The 23,860-nt window shown below is 61.4% G+C and carries 22 protein-coding genes; 8 read left to right on the top strand and 14 right to left on the bottom strand.

Annotated features, from left to right (window positions below; all coding sequences use genetic code 11):
- Positions 1 to 31: 31 nt before the first annotated feature.
- The 5 genes from ilvD to ACWNZ1_RS10430 all read right to left on the bottom strand — a co-directional run bounded on the left by ilvD (position 32) and on the right by ACWNZ1_RS10430 (position 7,001).
- Complete coding sequence (gene ilvD, locus ACWNZ1_RS10450) at positions 32 to 1,873, bottom strand: dihydroxy-acid dehydratase (protein ID WP_135847649.1); 1,842 nt, start codon at positions 1,871 to 1,873, stop codon at positions 32 to 34.
- A 268-nt stretch (positions 1,874 to 2,141) separates the two neighbouring features.
- On the bottom strand, positions 2,142 to 3,347 hold the full coding sequence (locus ACWNZ1_RS10445) for an MFS transporter (RefSeq protein WP_280944519.1): 1,206 nt from the start codon (positions 3,345 to 3,347) through the stop codon (positions 2,142 to 2,144).
- The gene (locus ACWNZ1_RS10440) at positions 3,340 to 4,293 is read right to left on the bottom strand and encodes a diiron oxygenase (RefSeq protein WP_456027623.1); all 954 of its coding nucleotides are present in this window, start codon (positions 4,291 to 4,293) and stop codon (positions 3,340 to 3,342) included. Before ACWNZ1_RS10440 ends, ACWNZ1_RS10445 begins: the two co-directional genes overlap by 8 nt.
- Entirely contained in the window at positions 4,290 to 5,375 is a 1,086-nt protein-coding gene (locus ACWNZ1_RS10435) for a SagB family peptide dehydrogenase (RefSeq protein ID WP_256453891.1), read from the bottom strand. The genes ACWNZ1_RS10440 and ACWNZ1_RS10435 overlap by 4 nt, the downstream gene beginning before the upstream one ends.
- Positions 5,376 to 5,804: 429 nt before the next feature.
- Positions 5,805 to 7,001 (bottom strand): class I SAM-dependent rRNA methyltransferase, encoded by a 1,197-nt coding sequence (locus ACWNZ1_RS10430; RefSeq protein ID WP_003206543.1) that lies wholly within the window; start codon positions 6,999 to 7,001, stop codon positions 5,805 to 5,807.
- Positions 7,002 to 7,192: 191 nt separating this feature from the next.
- Between ACWNZ1_RS10430 and ACWNZ1_RS10425 the strand changes: the two genes are divergently transcribed.
- From ACWNZ1_RS10425 to ACWNZ1_RS10415, 3 genes are read left to right on the top strand one after another with little or no spacing between them, the layout of a single operon-like run.
- Entirely contained in the window at positions 7,193 to 8,008 is an 816-nt protein-coding gene (locus ACWNZ1_RS10425; protein WP_178084343.1) for an HDOD domain-containing protein, read from the top strand.
- A 29-nt stretch (positions 8,009 to 8,037) separates the two neighbouring features.
- Positions 8,038 to 8,850 (top strand): bifunctional DNA-formamidopyrimidine glycosylase/DNA-(apurinic or apyrimidinic site) lyase, encoded by an 813-nt coding sequence (mutM, locus tag ACWNZ1_RS10420; RefSeq protein WP_135847644.1) that lies wholly within the window; start codon positions 8,038 to 8,040, stop codon positions 8,848 to 8,850.
- A 57-nt stretch (positions 8,851 to 8,907) separates the two neighbouring features.
- Positions 8,908 to 9,228 (top strand): multidrug transporter, encoded by a 321-nt coding sequence (locus ACWNZ1_RS10415; RefSeq protein WP_135847643.1) that lies wholly within the window; start codon positions 8,908 to 8,910, stop codon positions 9,226 to 9,228.
- A 161-nt stretch (positions 9,229 to 9,389) separates the two neighbouring features.
- On the opposite strand, the gene ACWNZ1_RS10410 is transcribed toward ACWNZ1_RS10415, so the two are convergent.
- The 5 genes from ACWNZ1_RS10410 to ACWNZ1_RS10390 form a co-directional block, all read right to left on the bottom strand.
- The gene (locus ACWNZ1_RS10410; protein ID WP_003206534.1) at positions 9,390 to 9,641 is read right to left on the bottom strand and encodes a YfhL family 4Fe-4S dicluster ferredoxin; all 252 of its coding nucleotides are present in this window, start codon (positions 9,639 to 9,641) and stop codon (positions 9,390 to 9,392) included.
- 136 nt (positions 9,642 to 9,777) lie between these two features.
- On the bottom strand, positions 9,778 to 10,257 hold the full coding sequence (gene coaD / locus ACWNZ1_RS10405; protein ID WP_003177462.1) for a pantetheine-phosphate adenylyltransferase: 480 nt from the start codon (positions 10,255 to 10,257) through the stop codon (positions 9,778 to 9,780).
- A 115-nt stretch (positions 10,258 to 10,372) separates the two neighbouring features.
- Entirely contained in the window at positions 10,373 to 11,968 is a 1,596-nt protein-coding gene (locus ACWNZ1_RS10400) for a GMC family oxidoreductase N-terminal domain-containing protein (protein ID WP_456027622.1), read from the bottom strand.
- Positions 11,969 to 12,117: 149 nt separating this feature from the next.
- Positions 12,118 to 12,663, bottom strand: coding sequence for a twin-arginine translocation pathway signal protein (locus tag ACWNZ1_RS10395; protein WP_256453889.1), 546 nt, complete (start codon positions 12,661 to 12,663; stop codon positions 12,118 to 12,120).
- 27 nt (positions 12,664 to 12,690) lie between these two features.
- Positions 12,691 to 14,121, bottom strand: coding sequence for a coniferyl aldehyde dehydrogenase (locus tag ACWNZ1_RS10390; RefSeq protein ID WP_135847640.1), 1,431 nt, complete (start codon positions 14,119 to 14,121; stop codon positions 12,691 to 12,693).
- Positions 14,122 to 14,269: 148 nt separating this feature from the next.
- Between ACWNZ1_RS10390 and ACWNZ1_RS10385 the strand changes: the two genes are divergently transcribed.
- Both ACWNZ1_RS10385 and ACWNZ1_RS10380 read left to right on the top strand, forming a co-directional pair.
- Entirely contained in the window at positions 14,270 to 14,941 is a 672-nt protein-coding gene (locus ACWNZ1_RS10385) for a TetR/AcrR family transcriptional regulator (RefSeq protein ID WP_135847639.1), read from the top strand.
- Positions 14,942 to 14,975: 34 nt separating this feature from the next.
- Entirely contained in the window at positions 14,976 to 15,830 is an 855-nt protein-coding gene (locus tag ACWNZ1_RS10380) for a sulfurtransferase (RefSeq protein ID WP_135847638.1), read from the top strand.
- 62 nt (positions 15,831 to 15,892) lie between these two features.
- On the opposite strand, the gene ACWNZ1_RS10375 is transcribed toward ACWNZ1_RS10380, so the two are convergent.
- From ACWNZ1_RS10375 to ACWNZ1_RS10360, 4 genes are read right to left on the bottom strand one after another with little or no spacing between them, the layout of a single operon-like run.
- The gene (locus tag ACWNZ1_RS10375) at positions 15,893 to 16,891 is read right to left on the bottom strand and encodes a hydrolase (protein ID WP_135847637.1); all 999 of its coding nucleotides are present in this window, start codon (positions 16,889 to 16,891) and stop codon (positions 15,893 to 15,895) included.
- A gap of 31 nt (positions 16,892 to 16,922) precedes the next feature.
- A complete protein-coding gene (gene rsmD / locus ACWNZ1_RS10370; RefSeq protein ID WP_135847636.1) occupies positions 16,923 to 17,534 on the bottom strand; it encodes a 16S rRNA (guanine(966)-N(2))-methyltransferase RsmD in 612 nt (203 codons plus the stop codon).
- Positions 17,534 to 19,024 carry a M16 family metallopeptidase gene (locus ACWNZ1_RS10365; RefSeq protein ID WP_456027621.1) on the bottom strand — a complete coding sequence of 497 codons (1,491 nt, stop codon included), beginning with the start codon at positions 19,022 to 19,024 and terminating at the stop codon, positions 17,534 to 17,536. The genes rsmD and ACWNZ1_RS10365 overlap by 1 nt, the downstream gene beginning before the upstream one ends.
- A complete protein-coding gene (locus ACWNZ1_RS10360) occupies positions 19,017 to 20,372 on the bottom strand; it encodes a M16 family metallopeptidase (RefSeq protein WP_135847634.1) in 1,356 nt (451 codons plus the stop codon). Before ACWNZ1_RS10360 ends, ACWNZ1_RS10365 begins: the two co-directional genes overlap by 8 nt.
- Positions 20,373 to 20,716: 344 nt before the next feature.
- On the opposite strand from ACWNZ1_RS10360, the gene ftsY reads away from it, so the two are divergent.
- The 3 genes from ftsY to ftsX are packed head-to-tail and all read left to right on the top strand — an operon-like array spanning position 20,717 to position 23,816.
- Positions 20,717 to 22,129, top strand: coding sequence for a signal recognition particle-docking protein FtsY (ftsY, locus tag ACWNZ1_RS10355; RefSeq protein ID WP_135847633.1), 1,413 nt, complete (start codon positions 20,717 to 20,719; stop codon positions 22,127 to 22,129).
- On the top strand, positions 22,126 to 22,797 hold the full coding sequence (ftsE, locus tag ACWNZ1_RS10350; protein WP_025215982.1) for a cell division ATP-binding protein FtsE: 672 nt from the start codon (positions 22,126 to 22,128) through the stop codon (positions 22,795 to 22,797). The genes ftsY and ftsE overlap by 4 nt, the downstream gene beginning before the upstream one ends.
- Positions 22,794 to 23,816, top strand: a complete 1,023-nt coding sequence (ftsX, locus tag ACWNZ1_RS10345; protein ID WP_135847632.1) for a permease-like cell division protein FtsX — start codon at positions 22,794 to 22,796, stop codon at positions 23,814 to 23,816. Before ftsE ends, ftsX begins: the two co-directional genes overlap by 4 nt.
- Positions 23,817 to 23,860: the final 44 nt, after the last annotated feature.

Genomic DNA, 23,860 nt, shown 5'->3' with positions numbered 1-23,860 from the left:
GGCGGGGCATTTTTATTGCGGCTATCGACGCTTACAGGCCGTCGAGCATCGCCTTGTTCCGCACCGCGCCTTTGTCGGCGCTGGTGGCGAGCAGGGCATAGGCCTTGAGGGCGGTGGTGACTTTACGCGGACGCACTTCCACCGGTTTCCAGCCTTTCTTGTCCTGCTCGACGCGGCGCGCGGCCAGTTCTTCATCGCTGATCAACAAGTTGATCGAACGGTTCGGAATGTCGATCAGCACCTTGTCGCCATCGCGCACCAGGCCGATGGCACCGCCGGCAGCTGCTTCTGGCGAAGCGTGGCCGATGGACAGGCCCGAGGTGCCGCCGGAGAAACGACCGTCGGTGAGCAAGGCGCAGGCTTTGCCCAGGCCCTTGGACTTCAGGTAGGACGTGGGGTAGAGCATTTCCTGCATGCCCGGGCCGCCTTTCGGGCCTTCGTAGCGAATGATCACGATATCGCCAGCTTTCACTTCGTCGGCGAGGATCCCGCGCACGGCGCTGTCCTGGCTTTCGAAAATCTTGGCGTTGCCTTCAAACACGTGGATCGACTCGTCGACGCCGGCGGTTTTCACCACGCAACCGTCCAGGGCGATGTTGCCGTACAGCACGGCCAGGCCGCCTTCTTGGGAATACGCGTGCTCGACGCTGCGGATGCAGCCGTTTTCACGATCGTCGTCCAGGGTTTCCCAACGGGTCGACTGGCTGAACGCGGTTTGCGTCGGAATACCTGCCGGGCCGGCCTTGAAGAAGTGATGCACGGCTTCGTCGGTGGTCTGGGTGATGTCCCACTTGGCGATGCCTTCGGCCATGCTCTTGCTGTGCACGGTCGGCAGGTCGGTGTGCAACAGGCCGCCACGGGCCAGGGAACCGAGGATGCTGAAGATCCCGCCGGCGCGATGCACATCTTCCATGTGGTACTTCTGGATGTTCGGTGCGACCTTGCACAGTTGCGGTACGTGACGAGACAAACGGTCGATGTCGCGCAGGTCGAAATCGATCTCGGCTTCCTGGGCGGCCGCCAGCAAATGCAGGATGGTGTTGGTGGAACCGCCCATGGCGATGTCCAGGGTCATGGCGTTTTCGAACGCCTTGAAGTTGGCGATATTGCGCGGCAGCACCGACTCGTCGTTCTCACCGTAGTAGCGCTTGCACAGCTCGACGATGGTCCGGCCGGCCTGCAGGAACAGCTGTTCGCGGTCACTGTGGGTGGCGAGGGTCGAACCGTTGCCCGGCAAGGCCAGGCCCAGAGCTTCGGTCAGGCAGTTCATCGAGTTGGCGGTGAACATGCCGGAGCACGAACCGCAGGTCGGGCAGGCGCTGCGCTCGTACTCGGCAACCTTCTCGTCAGAGGCGCTGGAGTCGGCGGCGATGACCATGGCGTCCACCAGGTCCAGGCCGTGGCTGGCGAGCTTGGTCTTGCCGGCTTCCATCGGGCCGCCGGAAACGAAGATCACCGGGATGTTCAGGCGCAGGGCGGCCATGAGCATGCCTGGGGTGATCTTGTCGCAGTTGGAAATGCACACGATGGCGTCGGCGCAGTGGGCGTTGACCATGTATTCGACGGAGTCGGCGATGATCTCGCGGCTCGGCAGCGAATAGAGCATGCCGTCGTGGCCCATGGCGATGCCGTCATCCACGGCGATGGTGTTGAACTCTTTCGCAACGCCGCCGACGCGTTCGATTTCCCGGGCAACCAGTTGGCCGAGGTCCTTGAGATGAACGTGGCCCGGTACAAACTGGGTGAAGGAGTTGGCAATGGCGATGATCGGCTTCTTGAAGTCGTCATCCTTCATCCCCGTGGCGCGCCACAGTGCACGGGCGCCGGCCATGTTGCGGCCATGGGTGGATGTTTTCGAGCGGTAATCAGGCATGGAGCACTCCGGGCGGCTAATCAGGTACTTATCAGGTATCAATGGGGAAGTGAGCTTCTGTTGACGTCTGGAACACCCGGGTTTGGCCGTGTGTCCGGAAGTGGCCGATGACTTTGCAGGATCGCTGCGTGCCTCAGCATGAGCTCATAAACCCGCCGGGGATGAATGGCGATGAATGTCGCGATTCTACACCGCTGGCGCCAGGATGAAATGACGCAAAGCGCTGATCGGGCGCCAATGTCGCGCTTGGGATGACGACTGGCAGCGTTCAGCCGGGCAACAGGCCCCTGTGACGATGTCGCGCCAGGGTATTGAGCCCCAGCCCCAAGAGGCTGAGCATTATCAGGGAGAGGGCCAGGGTGATTTGCAGGTCAAGCGGCGTGAGGCTGATCGCGGCGCTGGTCAGCCCACCGATGATGAAGATCAGCACGCTGCCGGCCGAGGCGGACGTACCGGCTTGCTTGGGGAATATATTCATGGCCTGGGTGTGGGCTGCCGCCCGGGCAATGGTCGTTCCGGCGGTGCATACGATCATGGGCAGCAACAAGGTGGTGACCGACAGGCCGAGATGGCTGCTGAGCCCAAGCATCAAGGCCCCCGCGGCCAGGATCAGGCACAGGCCTGTGATGATTTGCGTCTGTGGGTCGATTCGAGTGCTCAGTACGGTCGCGACCGCTCCCCCGCCGATATAGGCCAATCCGTAGCCCAGCAGCGCCCACGAAAAGGCCTCGGGTGAGAGTTGCAGCTGGTCGATGAGTACCAGTGGTGAAATGACGATAAACGAGAAATGGCAGGAGAAGGCCAGCGCCGATGTCAACCAATAGGCCATGAAGCTGAAGTCACCGCAGACCTTTCGATAAGCCGCAATGAGCGCCAGACGCTTGGGTTGGTGACCTGCCGGAGAAGAGGGGAGTAAACGACTCGCGCGGATAAACACACCGACGGCCAGGGCAATGAACACCAGGAAGCTGCCGCGCCAGCCCATCCAGCTTTGCAGGCCGGTACCGGCCAGGGGCGACACGGAAATGAAAATACCGCCGCAGGTGACCAGGAAGATCCGCAGTCGCTGCTGTTCGCGGCCGGTGAACAGGTCCTGGATCAACGCCTGGGACAGCACGAAACAACCGCACCCCAAGGCCTGGACGACACGAAAGAAAACAAAGGCCCCGTAGCCGTTGGCGAGCACGCAACCAGTTGCGCCGAGGGCTGAAACGGTGATCCCGATCAACAGCAGGTTTTTTCGCCCCATGGCGTCGGAGAGCGGGCCGATCAGCAACTGCGAAAGGGCGATACCCACAGCGAACAGGCTGACAGACAGGGCGATATCGGACGATGGGTGCTGAAAGTGCTCGGACAGTGCAGGGAACGAGGGCAGCACCACATCGATCGGGAACACGCCGAGCAAGGTCAGGGCCAGCAGCAAACCGACCGCGGCGGGTTTGCGTGCCTCCGGCAGGTCTTTGGTGTCAGTCATCGATGAACCCCGCTTGAGAGAAAAGCCGTCGATTGTGTTCGCTGTCGAAGAAGCTCGCCTTGCGCATGGCTGCGAACGTCGATGCCGCCCCCGAGCGAATCCGTCGGGCATGAGCATCGGGTTGCCGGAGTCCGGCAATGATCCGCTGGGATGACTGCTCGTCGAAGCCGACGCTGGCGAGGCTGCGCATCAGCCAGGGCACGTCTGGTTCGAAATAAAGGCCGATGATTTCCAGCAGCATCCTTGCGGCCAGGTCGCGTTGGGTCGATGCCATGGCGGCCCATAGATACTGGAACACCTCGCTGAAGTAGCGACTGTGGCGTGCTTCGTCCTCAAGATGATTGCTCAGCATCCTGTACACCGTGGAAACCAGGCTTTCGCGGGTGATGGCCAGCAGTTCCTTGGCGATGATCGTTTCGGAGACGAACCCCAACAGGAACCACGCCAGGCTGCGATCAGCGGGGCTCGCGGCCTCGATCACACCCAACAGCCGGTCGATGCGCCTGGGGAACGGGCGGTCGCGGATGTCATACAGAGCGGCGATCTGCTCGGCCACTTCATTGGAGAACAGCGCGTGATAACCCTCGTCGGTATACAGCTGCAGGGCGGCGGTTTTCATTTGCCTGGGGATTGTCACGGCCAGGTCGCCGTGAACGATGATTTCCACGGCGCGATTGACGACCTGATGTTCGAGCACAGTGGTGTAGTCGAGGAAGTACACCAGGTGATTCGCCGCCAGGCGCTGGGCAATGGAGCGTCCCGCCCTGCCGATCAAGGGGTGCTCGATATAGGGAATGAAGGCCGGCGGAAACCAGTCTCGACTTGTCAGTTGCTGCTTCAGGTCGTCGGGCAGGCGATAGTCGTTTTTGCGCACGCGCACCGTGGCCTTGTTATCCCAGTCACCCAAGGTGTAACGAGGCGTTTGCAGAAACGTTGAGTCGCTCATGTCCCAGAATCCTGGCGATTGACCAACGCCATCAGCTCGTTGCAGTGCACCTGTCCGTCGCCATGGCCGCAGCCGACAAAAAACAGCGGTTGCTCGGGGGTATCCTCGAGACCAAGCAGACATTCCACTTGACGGTCGGCCAGCGCCCCGGTCAGCCAGGTATTGAGGCCCAGCGCGGTTGCAACCATCAGGAAGGCCTGGGAGACATGGCCTGTTTCGACAAAAGCCATCCGGTAGGCGCGGGAGTGTTCGTACTTCCACCAGAGTTTGTCGAAGCGCGAGGTGATGAACAGCCCGAAGGGCAGCGGATTGATGAAGTGCTGGCCGCACAACAATTGACCCAGGGGGGTATCCGGCAGCGGCCGGACCAGGCTCAAGGCATGTTCATCCGGGTGATAGGCGTAGACCCCCGCTTCCAGGCCAGTGACATTGCGTACGTACAGATAGCCTTCGCAGGCATTCAGACCGCCGCCCGAGGGGCTGCTGCGGCGCGCGCTCAGTGCATCGCGATGGTTGGTGGGCATATGAACGCACGAGCGTTCGTCCAGGTATCCCAGGGTCAGGTACAGGAGGGTGCTGACCTGTCCGATTGAAATGGCGTGTTCGCTGAAGGCGCGGGAAGTGCTCCGACTGACAAGCGTCTGCGCCAGCGAAACGTCCTGCAGGTCGACCAACGAACAGGGTGCGAGGGCAATCCGCTCGACGGGGTACGTTTTTAGCCTGGCGGGAGGCGTTGGTGACGAAAGTACATCGTTGCAGTGCTGTAGATACAGGGGGGCCCATTCATTCACATCTTGTGGAACGCGTTCGCAAGGAATGTTTTTTGTGCCGATGTGAAATATTCTCGACAGCTCATCCCATTTCCACTCAATAGGTTTTTTGGGGGCTACTACCAGTATATCGGCGTTTACAAAGTCGATATCAATCGGGTTGTCGGTGTCGAATTGTGACGGGTCACTTATAAGTTGCGCCAGTCGGCTTGAGTAATTAAGTTCGAGCTCGAATTGAGTATGGCGTTCATAGTTCCATACAACTTGGTGCGGCGGGCGCGCAAGTATGAAAAGGTTCGGGTTTATATACATGAAGATTGATTCCGCAGGGGCACGCGTCTGGATGGGGCCGAAGTGCCGGCACTTCCCCGACCCCGTCTGTTACTTACTGAGCGGCTTTTGGCGTAATCAGACCTGCCAGGTTGGCGATTTTGTTAACTTCCAGACGGATTGCTTTCATGGTGCGGCTCCTTTGTTTGAACAAGTGTTGTGTCTGCTGATAGTTGTCACTGCCTTGTGACAGCTCAATCATAGTTTGTAGTGGGTGCTTGGCAAGTGAGTGTTGAGTAGGAAAGCTCCAGTAATAATGTGGGAGAGTTCATACAAAATTAACCAATGTCGGTATTAACTTCGGCGCTCGGTAACTTTTCATACGCGCAAAAAAAATCGCAGCCTAGGCTGCGAGTCAAATCGGGTATCAATATGCGGGGCACAGAGCGGCAACTCCGGCCCCGCCAGGGCTCAGCTGTTGGGCAACAACCGGCAGGTAATGCTCTTGATGTAGCGGGTTTCGGCAATGGCCGGGTGCACCGGATGGTCCGGCCCCTGACCGCCGCGTTCGAGCAACTGAATGTTGCGGTCCAGATGGCGGGCGCTGGTCAGCAGGATGTTCTGCAGGTCGTCTTCGGGCAGGTGCATCGAGCACGACGCGCTGACCAGGATGCCGTCCTTGCTGAGCAGGCGCATGGCTTGCTCGTTGAGGCGGCGATAGGCGCCTTCGCCGTTCTTCAGGTCTTTCTTGCGTTTGATGAAGGCCGGCGGGTCGGCAACGATCACGTCGAAACGTTCTTCGCTGGCCTTGAGCTCCTTCAGGGCTTCGAACACGTCGCCTTCGATGCAGGTCAGTTTTTCGGCAAAGCCGTTCAACGCGGCATTGCGCTCGACGCCGTCGAGCGCGAAGGCCGAAGCGTCGACGCAGAACACTTCACTGGCACCGAACGCCGCCGCTTGCACGCCCCAGCCGCCAATGTAGCTGAACAGGTCCAGCACCCGCTTGCCCTTGGCGTACGGCGCCAGGCGTGCGCGGTTCATGCGGTGGTCGTAGAACCAGCCGGTTTTCTGACCTTCCATGACCGGTGCTTCGAACTTCACGCCGTTTTCTTCCAGGGCGACCCATTCCGGTACCAGGCCGAACACGGTCTCGACATAGCGGTTCAGGCCTTCGGCGTCGCGGGCGGCGGAGTCGTTCTTGAACAGGATGCCGCTGGGCTTGAGCACCTGGGTGAGGGCGGCGATCACGTCGTCTTTATGGGCTTCCATGGTGGCAGAAGCGATCTGCACCACCAGGATGTCGCCGAAACGGTCGACCACCAGGCCTGGCAACAGGTCGGAATCCCCATAGACCAAGCGATAGAACGGCTTGTCGAACAGCCGCTCGCGCAGGGACAACGCCACGTTGAGGCGATGCACTAGCAGGGATTTGTCCAGCGGCAGCTTCACGTCACGGGACAGCAGCCGGGCGCAGATCAGGTTGTTGGGGCTCATCGCAACGATGCCCAACGGCTTGCCGCCGGCGGCTTCGAGGATCGCCTGGTCGCCGGCCTTGAAACCGTGCAGTGGGGTGGCCGCCACATCGATTTCGTTACTGTAGACCCACAGGTGGCCGGCGCGCAGGCGACGGTCGGCGTTGGCTTTGAGGCGCAGGCTAGGCAGGGACATGACGTCGCTCCGGAAAAAAGAGCGGGAGTATACCGTGTTGCAGGGGTTGGCGGGCTTGAAGGACGATAGGTGGCCCGGCGGTATATCGGATCCATCTTTAAGGGTTAGAATCCTCGCCTGACCCGGAGTGTGTACTCATGTCCAAAGAGCTTTCCGCCGAACAGATCCAACAGTCCCTGCAAGGGATCAGTGTGCCGCCCCAGCCGCAGATCATGGTGGATCTGCAGATGGAGCAGTACATGCCCGACCCGGACCTGGAGACCATCGCCAAGCTGATCTCCCACGATCCCGGCCTTTCCGGTGCCTTGCTCAAGATCGTCAACTCGCCGTATTACGGCCTGCGCAACAAGATCACCTCGATCCAGCGCGCAGTGAACCTGCTGGGCAGTCGCTCGATCATCAACCTGATCAACGCGCAGTCGATCAAGGGCGAGCTGCACGATGACGCCATCGTCACCCTGAACCGCTTCTGGGACACCGCCCAGGACGTGGCGATGACCTGCCTGACCCTGGCCAAGCGCGTCGGCCTGGAGAATGGCGACGAAGCTTATGCGTTGGGGTTGTTCCATGATTGCGGCGTGCCGTTGATGCTCAAGCAGTTTCCCACCTACATGGGAGTGTTGGAGGAGGCCTACGCCAATGCCAGCGCCGAATGCCGGGTGGTGGACACCGAAAACCGCGTGTTCAACACCAACCATGCGGTGGTCGGTTATTACACCTCCAAATCCTGGCGTCTGCCGGATCACGTCAGCCAGGCCATCGCCAACCACCATAACGCCCTGGCGGTTTTCAGCGACGAGTCCTCGCGCAACAACAGTCAGCTGAAAAACCTGCTGGCGATCCTGAAAATGTCCGAGAACATCTGTGCCTCCCACCGGGTGCTCGGTAATCAGGCCGAAGATCACGAGTGGGACAGCGTCGGGGCCCTGGTGCTCGATTACATCGGTTTGTCGGAATACGACTTCCAGACCCAGAAACAGGAAATTCGCGACCTCGCCACTCGTTGAGTGCCGGGTTCGCCTGACTCGAGAATCCCATGCCAGAACTGCCGGAAGTCGAAACCACCCGCCGCGGAATCGCGCCACATCTTGAAGGACAGCGGGTCAGCCGTGTCGTGGTGCGCGATCGCCGCCTGCGCTGGCCGATTCCGGAAGACCTCGATGTGCGGCTCTCGGGCCAGCGCATCGTGCAGGTGGAGCGACGGGCCAAATACCTGCTGATCAACGCCGAAGTCGGCACCTTGATCAGCCATTTGGGTATGTCCGGCAACTTGCGACTGGTGGAAGTCGGCATGCCTGCCGCCAAGCACGAGCATGTGGACATCGAGCTGGAATCCGGCCTGGCCTTGCGCTACACCGACCCCCGGCGCTTTGGCGCGATGCTCTGGAGCCTCGACCCGCTCAACCATGAATTGCTGATTCGTCTCGGGCCTGAGCCGCTGACCGATCTGTTTGACGGCGAGCGCCTGTTCCAGCTTTCCCGCGGGCGCTCCATGGCGGTCAAGCCATTCATCATGGACAACGCGGTGGTGGTAGGCGTGGGCAATATCTATGCGACCGAAGCATTGTTTGCCGCCGGTATCGACCCGCGACGTGAAGCCGGGGGCATTTCCCGGGCCCGTTACCTGAAGCTGGCGATCGAGATCAAACGCATCCTCACCCATGCTATCGAGCGCGGCGGTACGACGCTGCGGGATTTCATCGGCGGCGATGGTCAGCCCGGTTATTTCCAGCAGGAACTGTTCGTATATGGCCGCGGCGGCGAACTGTGCAAGGTCTGTGGCACGGGGCTGCGGGAAGTTCGCCTGGGTCAGCGCGCCAGTGTCTGGTGTCCGCGCTGCCAGAGCTGATCTGTCCTACGGTCTATAGTCAGTAGTCATACTGCTGCTAAGCCGAAGGATCGCCCCATGAATCTGTTTCGACCTGTCGTCCTTGCGCTGCTGCTGAGTGTTGGTTTGCCTGTCCTGGCGAACAACGGTAGCGGCGACCCGCGCTACACCATCCAGAATCCACCCGCCTTCGCCATGATCGGCGACCTGCTGATCGCCCGTCCGCTGCTGCTCGCCGCCACTGTGATCGGTGCCGGGGCTTTTGTGGTGTCCCTGCCTTTTACCGCGCTGGGCGGTGGGGTTGGCGATGCGGGGAAAGCGTTGGTGGTGGACCCGGCGAAGGCCACGTTTGTGCGGTGCCTGGGGTGTGTTGGGGAGGGGTTTGAGGGGCAGGAGTGAGGTTTTGGCAGTTGGATCTTGGGTGCTGCTGATGGCCCCTTCGCGAGCAAGCCCGCTCCCACAAGGGATTTGCTTAAGACACAAATACTGTGGACATAGCCGATCGTGGGAGCGGGCTTGCTCGCGAAGAGGTCCGCACAAGCGCTACAGAGTCTTCTGGCTCAAGCCTTGCCAGTAATCTTGCGATATTTCGCCATCAACTGTTCTTCAGTTTCCGGATGGGCTTCATCCAGGGGGATGCAATCTACCGGGCAAACCTGCTGGCACTGGGGTTCGTCGTAGTGGCCGACGCACTGGGTGCACAGGTTCGGGTCGATGACGTAGATCTCTTCGCCTTGGGAAATGGCTTCGTTCGGGCACTCGGGCTCGCAGACGTCGCAATTGATGCAGTCGTCGGTGATGATCAGGGACATGCAGGCTCCTGCCGGGGCGTTGGGCCCGGGCATCTGAAAACGTATGTGCGCAATTGTGCCGCATTGGCGAGCGCAGTGCACGCGGGCGCGATGGACTGCGCTATGCCGGGCTGCGAATCGGATCGCAGCCAGCGGGTTATTTCTTGAAGCGCAGGGTCAGCGCATCGGCCACGGCCGGATGGACGAACTTGGTGATGTCACCGCCCAGGGCCGCGATTTCCCGCACCAGGGTCGAAGAAATGAAGGAGTAGCGCTCCGACGGTGTCAGGAACAGGCTTTCGACGTCCGGAGCCAACTGGCGGTTCATGTTGGCCAGTTGGAACTCGTACTCGAAGTCCGAAACCGCACGCAGGCCGCGCAGGAACACATTGGCGTTCTTCTCTTTGGCAAAGTGCGCCAGCAGCGTCGAGAAGCCGACCACCTCCACGTTGGGCAGGTGTTTGGTGACCTCGCGAGCCAATTCAACACGTTGCTCCAGCGGGAACAGTGGGTTTTTCTTCGGGCTGGCGGCGACGGCGATGATCACGTGGTCGAACAGGCGCGCGGCGCGTTCGACCAGATCGCCATGGCCCTTGGTAATAGGGTCGAAGGTACCTGGGTACAACACTCGGTTCATCGCGTCGTCCTGGCGGGTGTCCGTTGGGGAGTCGGATGGTATCGCAGCCTTCTCGGTCGGCCAAGTCGGCTGTTGGATAAGAAAGCACTATAGACGCTGCGAATAATCTGCATATTCATGATTTTTTCAGACGTTCGGCCAGGGAAGTCGCCAGTTGCGCGGTCAGGCCATACACCGACAATTGTGGATTGGCACCGATGCTGGTGGGGAACAGCGAGCCGTCATGGATCGAAAGATTGCTCAGTTGGTGATGACGACCAAGGCTGTCGGTAACGGCGCTTTTCGGATCTTCACCCATGGCGCAGCCACCCATCACGTGGGCGCTGCCCAGGCGTGTGCGATACAAGGCAAGGTCCAGGCCGTCGATCAGCGTGCGGGCTTGGGCCAGGGTTTTCACATAGCGCGCATCGCTGTGCATGGGCATGACCGCTTTGGCGCCGCCGGCGAACTGAATCTCGGCCATGCTGTGGAAGGCCCGGCGCAAGCCGTCCCAGGCATACGGTGAAACGTGATAGTCGAGCACGGGTGTGCCGTCGTCGCGCAACTCGACGCTGCCGCCGGGGCTGTCCGGATGAAACCCATCGCGCAGCAACGCCAGCATGGCGTGGGTGTGAGGCAGGTGCTCCATGTGCAGGGCGTTCTCGCTGCCAAAGCCGCCAAGCAACGTGGCGGCGAGGGCCGGGTGCAACGGCGGGACTTCAAGCTTGTAGGCCATTTTGCCCGCGGCACCGTCCTGCCATTGGAAATGATCCGAATAAATCGATTGTGGCGCGCCGTAGAACGGGTTGATGACCTCGTCGAATTGCCCGGCGGACATGTTCACCAGATGCAGGAAGGTGCGCTTGCCCAGGCGTTCGTGCGGGTCTGGCGCAGCGGAGCGCAGCAGCAGGGCGGGGCTGTTGATGCCGCCACCGGCCAGTACGTAATGCAGAGCCTTGACGGTGATGCGCCGCCCGGTCGGTGCCACGCAACGCTCGTCCATGGCCAGGCATTCCAGGCTGGTAATCCCATCGTTTTTGATGGTCAGACGCTCGGCTCGCGCCAGGTAAAGCAGTACGCCACCCTTGTCCAGCGTGGCCGGGATGGTGGTGACCAGCATCGACTGCTTGGCGTTGGTCGGGCAGCCCATGCCGCAATAGCCCAGGTTCCAGCAGCCGCGTACGTTGCGCGGGATAACGTGCCAGCTGTAGCCCAATTGTTCGCAACCTTTACGAATCACGTCGTTGTTGGCATTGGGTGGAATCAGCCATGGCGCCACACCCAGGCGTTGCTCCATCTGTTCGAACCAGGGCGCCATTTCAGCGGCGCTGTGGCCCTTGACGTTGTGCTCGGCGGCCCAGTGGTCAAGGGTTTGAGTGGGGGTGCGAAAGCTGGAAGTCCAGTTGATCAGCGTGGTGCCGCCGACCGCCCGGCCCTGGAGAATGGTAATGGCGCCGTCCTTGCTCATGCGCCCGAGGCCTTCCTGATACAGGCTGGTGTAGGCCTGGTCTTCAAGCATCTTGAAGTCGTTGCTGGTCTTGAGTGGGCCTTCCTCGATCAGCAGCACGCGGTACCCGGCAGCGCTGAGGATTTCGGCCGTGGTGCCGCCGCCAGCGCCGCTGCCGATGATTGCCACGTCCGCTTCCAGGGTCAGGTCCTGGGTCAACTGCGCGCCGTTGTGGGTGGTCCAGCCACGGGCCAGGCCTTCGCGGAAGAGATCGGGTACGGGCATGTTGGGGGTCTCTTATTGTTATGAGTATGTGATGTGGCGCCCTGTGGGAGCGGGCTTGCTCGCGAAAGCGGTGGGTCAGCTTGCATAAGTGTTGAATGTGTAACCGTATTCGCGAGCAAGCCCGCTCCCACAGGCATTGGATTTGGCTTTCAGACTGTTGGCGGTCCCGGATACCCGCAATGCGCCCAGGCCTCGGCCCGGCTGTACCACGCCATCATCACCATCTGCAGTAACGAGCTATGGCCTTGTCGCAGAAGGTCCAGTGAGCTGTTTTCCCACCGGTCGAGAAACCGGCGGATGTCGTCGGCGCTGGCGTTTTCCCACGCGCCCCAGACCCCGGTCAGTGGCCCACGGGTAATGCCCAGCGTGAGGACGTCGAACAGTTGGCGCGTGAGCTTGAGCATGGCCGGGGACAGGTGAGCCAGACCGGTGTCCAGGCTGCGCAGGGTGACGTCAGTGGCGGCGGGAATCTGTTCGACGGCCACGGCGCCGTCCAGCATCACGGGAATGACCGCGCGCAAAAGCGCCAAGTCGTTGTCACGCAGGGCCGCCAGGCCGCTGGCCGGATGGCTGGGTGAGCAACCGCTCAGGCTGGCTCCCAACCCGACGGTGGCCAGGAACGCGCTGGCGCCGAGGCTGAATTTCAGCAGGCCGCGCCGTGACAGGGCAGGTGTATCGGTCAGGCTTGGGTTCATTATTGTTATTACCCGGGAAGACACGCGTTAACGGACGAACAACTTCTGGATCAGTTTCTGCAGAGGTTTGCCGTAAGGTGGGTAAATCAGTTTCGCGGCGTTGAAGCGCTGTTTGGTCAGCACGCCTTTGGCCTTGCTAAAGGTCAGGAAGCCCTCGTGCCCGTGATAGTGGCCCATGCCTGAGGCACCGATGCCGCCGAACGGCATGTCGTCCTGGGCAACGTGCAACAGCGTGTCGTTCAAGCAGACACCGCCGGAGTGGGTTTCGTGGAGCACGCGATTCTGTTCGGCCTTGTTGTAGCCAAAGTAGTAGAGCGCTAGCGGGCGAGGTCGCTGGTTGATGTAGGCAAATGCCTGGTCCAGATGCTCATAAGGCACGATGGGCAGCAGCGGGCCGAAAATTTCATCCTGCATCACGGTCATGTCATCGTTGACGTTGAGTAACAGGCTATGGGGCATGCGCCGGCCCTGGCCTTGGTCGAACAACTCGATCAGCAGCGCGCCCTTGCTGGTGGCGTCGCTGATGTAGCCGTTGAGCCGTGCCAGTTGTCGTTCGTTGATGATCGCGGTGTAGTCCGGGTTGTCAGCCAAGGTCGGATAAAACCCGCGAACCGCCTGGCGATAGGCTTCTACGAATTCACCTACGCGGCTTTGCGGCACCAGCACGTAGTCCGGTGCCACGCAGGTCTGCCCGGCATTCAGGGTTTTGCCAAAGGCAATGCGCGCGGCGGCGTCCTTGAGGGGGACGTCGTCGGACACGATGGCTGGCGATTTCCCACCCAGCTCGAGGGTGACCGGGGTCAGGTTCTCGGCGGCGGCACGCATCACGTGCCTGCCGATGCTGGTGGCACCGGTGAACAACAGGTGATCGAAGGGCAACTTGGAAAATGCCATGCCGACCTCTGCCTCGCCGAGCACCACACAGACCAAGTCCTGGGGAAAGACTCGAGCCAGCAATTGTTTGAGCAGCAGCCCGGTCGCCGGGGTCGACTCGCTGAGCTTGAGCATCACCCGGTTGCCCGCCGACAACGCCCCCACCAACGGACCGACGGCCAGGAACAGCGGGTAATTCCACGGCACGATGACTCCGACCACACCCAATGGTTGATACACCACCTTGGCCGACGCCGGTTGAAAGGCCATGCCGACCTTGCGTCGGGAAGGTTTCATCCAACCCTTGAGGTGCCGGCTGGCGTAATGGATGCCGTGCAGGCTTGGCATCAGCTCGGCCAACAGCGTTTCGTCGGCGCTGCGGTGGCTGAAATCCTGGCTGATGGCATCGATCAACGCCTGTCGTTCGTTGCTCAACAGTTCCCGCAATGCCTTGAGCCATTGCCGGCGTTGGTCGGCCGGTGGCATCGGATGGGCGGCATAGGCCTGGCGCTGGGCATCGAAGAGCGACCGCAGCTCGCCCAATTGCTGTTGAGACTCGTGCAGGTAAGCAACGTCAGCAGGCATTGTCGGACACCGGATATTATTAGAGTGGGTGTTTTCTAGAGCTTATACTCTATAAAGTCAATGGCATCCGAGACGGCTTTGGGTTTTTCCTGTGACCGATAGGTCGTAAGATGCCGATCAATGCCTTCGTCGAATTAAAGCCCAAACCATGGCCCCACGAATGAAAACCAGCGAGCGCATCGTGCAAAACAGTCTGGAGCTGTTCAATCAGCAGGGCGAGCGCAGTGTCAGCACCAATCATATTGCCGCCTACATGGACATGTCCCCGGGCAACCTCTATTACCACTTCCCTAACAAGCAGGCGATCATCGCCGTGCTGTTCAGCGAATACGAAAACCTAGTGGACAGCTTCCTGCGTCCACCCCAGGGCCGGGCGTCCACGGTGGACGACAAGCGTTTCTACCTGCAGGAACTGCTGTCGGCGATGTGGCGCTACCGGTTCTTGCACCGGGACCTGGAACATCTGCTCGACAGCGACCCGGATCTTGCGGCCCGCTATCGCCGGTTTTCCCAGCGCTGCCTGATCCACGGTACCGCTATCTACGAGGGTTTCGTGGCGGCCGGTATCTTGAAGATGGATCGGGTGCAGATCGAGTCCCTGACGCTTAATGCCTGGATCATCCTCACGTCCTGGGTACGATTTCTGTGCACTACGCGCGAAAACTCCAACCATCTGAGTGAACAGGCCATCAAGCGTGGCGTCTATCAGGTGCTGGTGCTGGAAGCCGGTTTCGTGACCGATCAGGCCCGCGAAGCGGTGGATGCACTGTTCAAGGAATATTACGTCCCCCTGGCCCAGACCCTTGAGGAAGGGCAGTAGGATTGGACTCTCGACTCAGCCACAGGAGCTCAGCATGCCCATCGCGCAACTCATCAGCCCCCAAGCCCTCGAGCAGCACAGATCACAGCCCGGGTTGGTGATCCTCGATTGTCGTTTTGCCCTGGAGGACTCGGATTACGGTCAGCGCAGTTACGCCGAGGGCCATATCGCCGGTGCCTCGTTCGCGGACCTCGAGCGCGACTTGAGCGGGCCGGTGACCAAGGGCGTGACCGGTCGTCATCCGCTGCCGGAGCCCGAGGCCTTGGTCGAACGCCTGCAGGCCTGGGGCATCAGCAACGACAGCGACATCGTGCTGTATGACGACGGCCCCGGTGCCTATGCGGCTCGGGCCTGGTGGTTGCTGGCCTGGTTGGGTAAGCGCGATGGCGTGTTCATCCTCGACGGCGGCCTCAAGGCCTGGCATGCCGCTGGCCTGCCCTTGAGCCTCGATGCGCCGCAGAACCGTCGCGGGACCTTCAGCGGCGCGCCAGAAAGCGCCTTGCTGCTCAGTGCGCAAGCGCTGCAACAGCGCCTCGGCCAGCCTGACATGACCCTGCTCGATGCCCGGGCGTTGCCGCGTTTCAAGGGCGAAGTCGAACCGATTGATCCGGTGGCCGGGCATATTCCTGGCGCCCAATGCGCAGCCTTTACCGATAACCTGGGCACCGATGGGTGCTTCTTGCCGGCGGATCAACTCAAGCAGCGCTTTGCCGAAAAGCTCGGAGATCGTTCGCCCACTGAACTGGTCGCTTATTGCGGCTCCGGTGTGACGGCGTGCCATAACCTGTTCGCTTTGTGCCTGGCAGGGTATCCGTTGGGAAGGCTGTATGCCGGCTCGTGGAGTGAGTGGATCAATGATCCGCAGCGCGGGGTGGCGAAGGGCGAATAGCGCTCACGCTCTAAAACAATGTGGGAGATCGTGGTGAACATGAACCGCCACCTCGCCACGGTTCATCCCTGGCCCAAGCTGGCCAGCCACTGGGGAATCCGCCGCTCCAGGTAATACCCCGGGCACCGCAAGGTCCCGTCGACAAACCCCACATGCCCGCCCTGTGCGTGCAGTTCAAGTCGGGTCGAGGCCGACAACTCGCCGGGTTCGGGCAAACTGTGGGGAAACACGAAAGGATCGTCGGCGGCCTGGATGACCAGGGTCGGCGTGTTGATCGCGCCCATGAAATAACGACTGGAGGCGCGGCGATAATAATCCGCCGCATCCGAGAAACCGTGCAACGGCGCCGTTATCCGGCCATCGAAGTCCCAGAAGGTGCGCATGTTGTCCAGCGGCCCCAGCGCCGCCAGGGTCGCCAGCCCTTCATGGCGTCCGTCGTGCTGGAACTGGCGTTGCTTGTTGCGCACATAGGCCACCAACTGCCGCATGAAATGCGCCTGGTAGAACCTGGAAAATCCCTGTCCGATACGATCGGCGCACTGGTCGAGGCGAAACGGTACCGAGACCGCCACCGCCCCCTGTAACTGGCTGGCGCTGCCGGTTTCCCCCAGGTGCTTGAGCAGCACGTTGCCGCCCAGTGAGTAACCCACCGCAAACAGCGGCGCCAAGGGACGTCGGCTCCGAAGATGGGCGATAGTGGCGGCCAGGTCTTCGCTGACGCCGGAGTGATAGCTGCGGGGCAGCAGGTTCGGCTCGCCCGAGCAGCCGCGCCAGTTCAGCGCGACGCTGGCCCACCCCTGGCGACCGAGGGCTTGTTGCAGGCCGGCGACATAAGGCGAGTTGGAAGAACCGGTCAGCCCGTGAAGCACCAGCACCAGAGGCGCATTGGCGCTGTGGGGGCCATGCCAGTCGAGGTCGAGGAAATCGCCGTCGTCCAGCCAGAGGCGTTCGCGTTCGCGATCGATGTGGGTGGTCTTGCGCCACAGAGGGCCCCACAAGGTTTGCAAGTGCGGGTTGCCAAGCCCCAAGGCGGGGACGAAACGTTCAGATGCAGCGGACACTTTTATTATTCTCGATGCACTGGCCAGCCGTTCAGCCAACGTCCTCTGCCAAACGTTGCCACAACGCGTAATACACCCGTCCGGATTTCTGCTCGCGATGCAAACGCCAATTGCCGGGCAAGCCCAGGGTGGACGGGGCAGTCTCGCTTTCAGTGTAGACCCAGGCATCCTCGGCCAGCCACTGGCGATCCTCAAGCAAGGCACACACAGCAGGCAACAGATTCTGGTTGAAAGGCGGGTCGAGGAATACCAGGTCGAAGGGGGTCGCCGGTTGGCTGTCCAGGTAGCGCAGCGCATCAGCCGTCTGCACCTGGCCGACGGTGCAGCGCAGAGTGCCCAGGTGTTCTTTCAGGCTGGAGACCGCCAGGCTGCTGGCGTCCAGCGCCTGGCCCATGGCCGCGCCACGGGACAGCGCTTCGAGAAACAGCGCGCCGCTGCCGGCGAACGGGTCGAGCACCCGGGCGCCCGCCACGTAAGGCGCGAGCCAGTTGAACAGGGTTTCGCGCACCCGGTCCGGGGTCGGACGCAGGCCCGGGGCGTCAGGGAAGCTCAGGCGACGGCTGCGCCATTCACCGCCGATGATGCGCAATTGGTTCACACCGTTGTGGACGGGTTTCTTGCTGGAATTCGATGGGCGGGCCATTAGTGCTCCGGAACCCCGAGCGGCTGCTCGGCAGGTTTGTCAGTGGGGGCCGGCAGCGGCTTTTGCGGCACGCTCGGGCCGGCGGTGACGATGATCATTTTGTCCGTGCTCAGGTGTTTGTTCAGCGCGGCCCGGACCTGTTCGATCGTCAGCGCCTGGGATTGACGCATGAAGTCTTCCAGGTAGCTCAGCGGCAAGTCATAGAAACCCATCGCACCGAGCTGACCGACAATGTCGGCGTTGCTGGCGGTGGACAGCGGGAAACTGCCGGCCAGCTCACGTTTGGCGTCCTCGAGTTCTTTTTGGGTCGGGCCGTTCTTGAGGTAGTCGGCGAACACGTCCTGGACCAGTTTCAACGTACCTTCGCTCATCTCGGCGCGGGTTTGCAGGTTGATCATGAACGGGCCGCGGCCTTGCATCGGCGTGAAGCCGGAATACACGCCGTAGGTCAGGCCGCGTTTTTCCCGTACTTCGGTCATCAGCCGCGTGCCGAACCCACTGCCGCCGAGAATCTGGTTACCCAGGGACACCGCGGCATAGTCCGGATCGTCCCGGTCGATACCCAGTTGCGCGAGCATCAGGTTGGTTTGCTTGGACGGAAATTCAATATGAGTGACGCTCGCCTTCGGTTCCGCCGGCGCCGGGGTCTTCGCCAGGGCCGGGCCCTTGGGCAATGCCGCGGACACCTGGTTGGCAATCGCTTCTGCCTCGGCCCGGGACAGATCGCCGACCAGCGCAATCACCGCGTTGCCGGCGGCATAAGCCTTGGCATGGAAGGCGCGAGCCTGGGCCAGGGTGATCGGTGGAATGCTTTCTGCGCTGCCGTCACTGGAGTGGGCGTAAGGGTGCTCCCCGTACAGGCGCTTCATCAGTTCCAGGCCCGCCAGTTTGCCGGGGTTCTGCTTCTGATACTCGAAACCGGCCAGCAATTGGTTCTTGATCCGCCCGAAGGAGTCGGCAGGGAAGGTCGGTTTGCCGACGACTTCGGCGAACAGCTTCAGCGCCGGCTCACGCTTGTCCACCGCACTGAGGCTGCGCAGTGATGCCACGGCCATGTCCCGGTAGGCGCCGTTGCCGAAGTCCGCGCCGAGGCTTTCAAACCCTTGGGCAATGGCGCTGACATCCTTGCCGGCCACGCCTTCGTTGAGCATGGCGTTGGTCAGCAGCGCGAGGCCGGGTGCATCGCCGTCCTGGCTGCTGCCGGCGGCGAAGGTCAGGCGCAGGTCGAACATGGGTAATTCCCGGGCTTCGACGAACAACACCTTGGCGCCGTCAGCGGTTTTCCAGGTCTGCACGTCGAGTTGGCGGTGGCTGGGGGCCTTGCCGTCCAGTTCCGCCAGCGATTGCAACTTGTTGCCGGATTTGGCCTTGTCCAGCGCCTGGCTGGCAGTGACGCCAGTGGTGGGATACAGGTAGAAAGCCAGGGAACCGGCCAGGGCGATGAGCACCAGGCCAATCAGCACCCGACGCGGTGTTTTGCGCTCACTCATGAGCTTTCTCCTCGGGCAGGACATGCGCAACGCTCAGGCGCGAGCGGGTGAAATACAGCTGGGCTGCCTTCTGGATATCTTGCGGGGTCACGCTTTGCAGTTCGGCGAGTTCGGTGTCCATCAGCTTCCAGGACAACCCGACGGTTTCCAACTGGCCGATGGCGGTGGCCTGGCTGGTGATCGAATCACGCTCATACACCAGGCCGGCGATGACCTGGGCGCGCACGCGTTCCAGTTCTTCGGCAGTCGGAGGGGTGTTTTTCAACTGCTCAAGCAGGCGCCACAGACCGGCTTCGGCCTGGGCGAGGGTTTTGTTTTTCTGCGTATTGGGCGTCGCCGACAAGGTGAACAGCGTGTCGCCACGGGTGTAGGCGTCGTAGCTCGACGAACCGCCGGACACCAGCTCTTCGCCACGTTCCAGCTGTGTCGGGATGCGGCCGCTGTAGCCGCCGTCCAGCAACGCCGAAATCAGCCGCAGGGCATTGACCGAGCCTTTGTCCGTGGCGGTGGCGATGCTGGGCACATTAAAGGCCAGCATCAGGCTTGGCAGTTGGGTCTGCACATGCAAGGTGATCTGGCGCTCGCCCGGTTCGGCCAGCTCCAGGGGGATTTTCGCCACCGGCACATCGCGCCGGGCAATCGGGCCGAAGTAACGCTGGGCCAGGGTCTTGACCTCGTCCGGCGTCACGTCGCCGACCACCACCAGGGTTGCGTTGTTCGGGGTGTACCAGGATTCGTACCAGTGCCGCAGCTCTTCGACGGTCATCCGATCCAGGTCGGCCATCCAGCCGATGGTCGGCGTGTGGTAACCACTGGCCGGATAAGCCATGGCCTTGAAGCGCTCGAAGGCCTTGGACATCGGCTTGTCGTCGGTGCGCATGCGGCGTTCTTCCTTGATCACTTCGATCTCGCGGCTGAACTCCTCCGGCGGCAGGCGCAGGCTGGCCATGCGGTCGGCTTCCAGTTCGAAGGCCACGCCCAGGCGATCCCGGGCCAGTACCTGGTAGTAAGCGGTGAAGTCATCGCTGGTGAAGGCGTTTTCTTCGGCGCCAAGGTCGCGCAGGATCAGCGAAGCTTCGCCGGGGCCGACTTTCTCGCTGCCCTTGAACATCATGTGTTCCAGGGCGTGGGACAAGCCGGTCTGGCCCGGCGTTTCATAACTGGAGCCGACCTTGTACCAAACCTGGGACACCACCACTGGCGCACGATGGTCTTCGCGCACCACGACCTTCAGGCCGTTATCGAGGGTGAATTCATGGGTGGGTTGTGGGTCGGCAGCCAAGGCTGAAAAGGGCAGACAAACTGTGCTGAGCAGCAGGCCTGCAGCGCGGCGGGCAAGAGCATTCATTCGTGTTTAAACCTGTTGGACTGCCCGCTAGGTCTTAGCGTCGGCGGGCGAGAGGGTGCTAGGATACTGATCCGTTTTACTGGCGGCCACGCCTATCGGGTCTTTTATCGACCCCTGGCTGTTTGGGTTCTGCGCAGAAGTGTGGGATTTTCCCGTGGATCCCTGTGCTTTCGCCGATGATGCCGTACCAGTCCTTCGTAAAAATCGACTATGAGGTGTCCTGGAGACATTTCGACAATCTGTTGCGCGTGAACAAGCTGGATGAAACGCAGTCTGTTCAGCATCGAATATTTATCACCGAGGCGCCTCCGCGGCGCGTCGCTACCGTGAGATAGCCGTCCTCCATGTTTGGTTCCAACGACGACAAGAAGACCCCAGCTGCGGCTGGCGAGAAAAAAGGCCTGTTCGGATGGCTGCGCAAGAAGCCGCAGGAAACCGCCGACGAACAGCCACAACCGCTGCCTGAGCCTGCCGCCGAAACGGTGGAGGAGGAAGCCGCGCCAATCATCCTGCCGATTGCCGAGCCGGTCCTGCAACCGGTCGCGCCTGAGCCCGTGGCCGAACAGCCGCTGACCCCGCCCATCGAACCCACTCCCTGGCTGACCCTGCCGGTTGCAGAAGAGCCGGTGGCGCTGGTCGAAGACGAGCAAGCCGCGCATATCACCCCACCCATTCCGGCGGTGCCACAACCTGTCGTGGCGCCGATTGTCGAGGCCCCGCCGGTTGTCATTGCACCTGTCGCTTCGCAGCCCGCCCCTGAACCAGAACCCGCTCCGGTTGAAGCTTTGGCCCCAGTCGAGCCGGCCCGCACGGCTGAAGAGAATAAAGTCGGCTTCTTCGCCCGTCTCAAGCAAGGCCTGTCCAAGACCAGCGCCAGCATCGGCGAAGGCATGGCCAGCCTGTTCCTGGGCAAGAAAGTCATTGATGACGAATTGCTCGAAGACATCGAAACCCGCCTGCTGACCGCCGATGTCGGCGTCGAGGCGACCTCGGTGATCATCCAGAGCCTGACCCAAAAGGTTGCGCGCAAACAACTGACCGACGCCGACGCACTGTACAAATCCCTGCAGGGCGAGTTGACCAACATGCTCAAGCCGGTGGAACAACCACTGGTGATCACTTCGCAGAACAAGCCATTCGTGATTCTGGTGGTGGGCGTCAACGGCGCCGGCAAGACCACCACCATCGGCAAGCTGGCGAAGAAGCTGCAGCTCGAGGGCAAGAAGGTCATGCTGGCCGCCGGTGATACCTTCCGCGCCGCCGCCGTCGAACAACTGCAAGTGTGGGGCGAGCGCAACAAGATCCCGGTCATCGCCCAGCACACCGGCGCGGACTCCGCTTCGGTGATCTTCGACGCCGTGCAGGCCGCCAAGGCCCGTGGCATCGATGTGCTGATCGCCGACACGGCCGGTCGCCTGCACACCAAAGACAACCTGATGGAAGAGTTGAAGAAGGTTCGCCGGGTGATCGGCAAGCTCGATGCCGACGCGCCCCACGAAGTGCTGCTGGTGCTGGATGCCGGTACCGGCCAGAACGCCATTAACCAAGCCAAGCAGTTCAACCAGACCGTCGAACTGACCGGGCTGGCCCTGACCAAGCTCGACGGCACCGCCAAGGGCGGGGTGATTTTCGCCCTGGCCAAGCAGTTTGGCCTGCCGATTCGCTACATTGGCGTGGGCGAAGGCATTGATGATTTGCGCACCTTTGAAGCCGAGCCCTTTGTCCAGGCACTGTTTGCCGAGCGGGAGCACTCATGATTCGTTTCGAACAGGTCGGTAAACGCTATCCGAACGGTCACGTCGGCTTGCATGAGCTGAGCTTTCGGGTCCGTCGGGGCGAGTTTCTGTTTGTCACCGGCCATTCCGGCGCCGGTAAAAGTACTTTACTGCGCCTGCTGTTGGCGATGGAACGGCCCTCCACCGGCAAACTGCTGCTGGCCGGCCAGGACCTGAGCACCATCAGCAATGCGCAGATTCCCTACCTGCGGCGGCAGATCGGCGTGGTGTTCCAGAATCACCAGTTGCTGTTCGATCGCACCGTGTTCAATAACGTGGCGTTGCCGTTGCAGATCCTCGGGCTGTCCAAGGCCGAGATCGTCAAGCGCGTGGACTCGGCCCTGGAGCGCGTGGCCCTGTCGGACAAGACTGACCTGTACCCGGGCGACCTGTCCACCGGCCAGCAACAGCGCGTCGGCATCGCCCGCGCCATCGTCCATCGCCCGGCCTTGCTGTTGGCCGACGAACCCACCGGTAACCTCGACCCGCGTCTGGCGGCGGAAATCATGGGCGTATTCGAAGACATCAACCGTTTAGGCACCAGCGTGCTGATCGCCAGTCACGACCTGGCGTTGATCGCGCGGATGCGTCACCGCATGCTCACTTTGCAGCGCGGTCGATTGATCGGTGACGGGGAGGCTGGTGTATGAGTGCGACTCGCAGCCCGAAAGTGGCCGAACGCGTGGCCCCGAAAGCCTCCGACCCGCAGCCGCAAAAGAAAAAACGCGACGATGACGACGGCCCGGACTTTGCCACGCTGTTGCGCGCCTGGATCGAAAGCCATCGCGCCAGCCTGCTGGACAGCCTGCGGCGCCTGGGCAAGCAGCCCATCGGCAGCTTCTTTACCTGCATGGTGATGGCGGTAGCCCTGAGTTTGCCCATGGGCCTGTCATTATTGCTCAGTAATGTCGAGCGCCTGGGCGGCTCCTGGCAGCGTGCGGCGCAGATCTCCCTGTACCTGCAACTGGAGGCGACTCCGGCGGAAGGTCAGGCGCTGCGCGAGCAGATCAAAGCCATGCCGGGTGTAGCCGATGCCGAATACATCAGTCGCGATCAGGCGCTTGAAGAGTTCCAGCAGCAGTCCGGCCTGGGCGAAGCCCTCAAGGAACTGCCGGAAAACCCGCTGCCAGGCGTAGTGCTGGTGACGCCGAATGAAGTCGACAAGCCGACCCTTGAAGCATTAAGACAAAGACTTTCCGAACTGCCGAAGGTACAACAGGCGCAACTTGATCTAGTCTGGGTCGAGCGTCTGGCGGCGATCCTCAAGCTCGGCGACCGGTTTGTCTTCGGTCTGACGGTGCTTCTGGTTTCTGCATTACTTTTGGTGATAGGCAATACCATTCGTCTTCATATTGAAAACCGCCGCACCGAGATAGAAGTGATTAAACTCGTCGGCGGTACGGACAGTTATGTACGCAGGCCCTTCCTTTATATGGGCGCGCTGTATGGCTTTGGTGCCGGGATTCTGTCCTGGGGTGTATTGGCGTTCGGCCTGGACTGGCTGAACGATGCGGTAGTGGGGCTGGCCGGTTTGTACGGCAGTGATTTCGCACTGGCCGGTGTGCCAGCCGCCGATGGTCTGTCGCTCTTGCTTGGCGCAGTGCTGTTGGGTTATATCGGTGCATGGATTGCGGTAGCACGCCACTTGCGTGAGCTTGCACCAAAATAGGGTTTTTGCGCGTATTGACCTTTCAGTTTTTGTGGGAACTTGTC

The sequence above is a fragment of the Pseudomonas sp. CFBP 5748 genome (assembly GCF_053850495.1).
This window is presented reverse-complemented; position numbering and strand designations above follow the sequence as displayed.

Coding starts and splice junctions, on each gene's coding strand:
- ilvD (WP_135847649.1), bottom strand. CDS start 1,873: ATGCCTGATTACCGCTCGAAAACATCCACCCATGGCCGCAACATGGCC.
- ACWNZ1_RS10445 (WP_280944519.1), bottom strand. CDS start 3,347: ATGACTGACACCAAAGACCTGCCGGAGGCACGCAAACCCGCCGCGGTC.
- ACWNZ1_RS10440 (WP_456027623.1), bottom strand. CDS start 4,293: ATGAGCGACTCAACGTTTCTGCAAACGCCTCGTTACACCTTGGGTGAC.
- ACWNZ1_RS10435 (WP_256453891.1), bottom strand. CDS start 5,375: ATGTATATAAACCCGAACCTTTTCATACTTGCGCGCCCGCCGCACCAA.
- ACWNZ1_RS10430 (WP_003206543.1), bottom strand. CDS start 7,001: ATGTCCCTGCCTAGCCTGCGCCTCAAAGCCAACGCCGACCGTCGCCTG.
- mutM (WP_135847644.1), top strand. CDS start 8,038: ATGCCAGAACTGCCGGAAGTCGAAACCACCCGCCGCGGAATCGCGCCA.
- ACWNZ1_RS10415 (WP_135847643.1), top strand. CDS start 8,908: ATGAATCTGTTTCGACCTGTCGTCCTTGCGCTGCTGCTGAGTGTTGGT.
- ACWNZ1_RS10410 (WP_003206534.1), bottom strand. CDS start 9,641: ATGTCCCTGATCATCACCGACGACTGCATCAATTGCGACGTCTGCGAG.
- coaD (WP_003177462.1), bottom strand. CDS start 10,257: ATGAACCGAGTGTTGTACCCAGGTACCTTCGACCCTATTACCAAGGGC.
- ACWNZ1_RS10400 (WP_456027622.1), bottom strand. CDS start 11,968: ATGCCCGTACCCGATCTCTTCCGCGAAGGCCTGGCCCGTGGCTGGACC.
- ACWNZ1_RS10395 (WP_256453889.1), bottom strand. CDS start 12,663: ATGAACCCAAGCCTGACCGATACACCTGCCCTGTCACGGCGCGGCCTG.
- ACWNZ1_RS10390 (WP_135847640.1), bottom strand. CDS start 14,121: ATGCCTGCTGACGTTGCTTACCTGCACGAGTCTCAACAGCAATTGGGC.
- ACWNZ1_RS10385 (WP_135847639.1), top strand. CDS start 14,270: ATGGCCCCACGAATGAAAACCAGCGAGCGCATCGTGCAAAACAGTCTG.
- ACWNZ1_RS10380 (WP_135847638.1), top strand. CDS start 14,976: ATGCCCATCGCGCAACTCATCAGCCCCCAAGCCCTCGAGCAGCACAGA.
- rsmD (WP_135847636.1), bottom strand. CDS start 17,534: ATGGCCCGCCCATCGAATTCCAGCAAGAAACCCGTCCACAACGGTGTG.
- ACWNZ1_RS10365 (WP_456027621.1), bottom strand. CDS start 19,024: ATGAGTGAGCGCAAAACACCGCGTCGGGTGCTGATTGGCCTGGTGCTC.
- ACWNZ1_RS10360 (WP_135847634.1), bottom strand. CDS start 20,372: ATGAATGCTCTTGCCCGCCGCGCTGCAGGCCTGCTGCTCAGCACAGTT.
- ftsY (WP_135847633.1), top strand. CDS start 20,717: ATGTTTGGTTCCAACGACGACAAGAAGACCCCAGCTGCGGCTGGCGAG.
- ftsE (WP_025215982.1), top strand. CDS start 22,126: ATGATTCGTTTCGAACAGGTCGGTAAACGCTATCCGAACGGTCACGTC.
- ftsX (WP_135847632.1), top strand. CDS start 22,794: ATGAGTGCGACTCGCAGCCCGAAAGTGGCCGAACGCGTGGCCCCGAAA.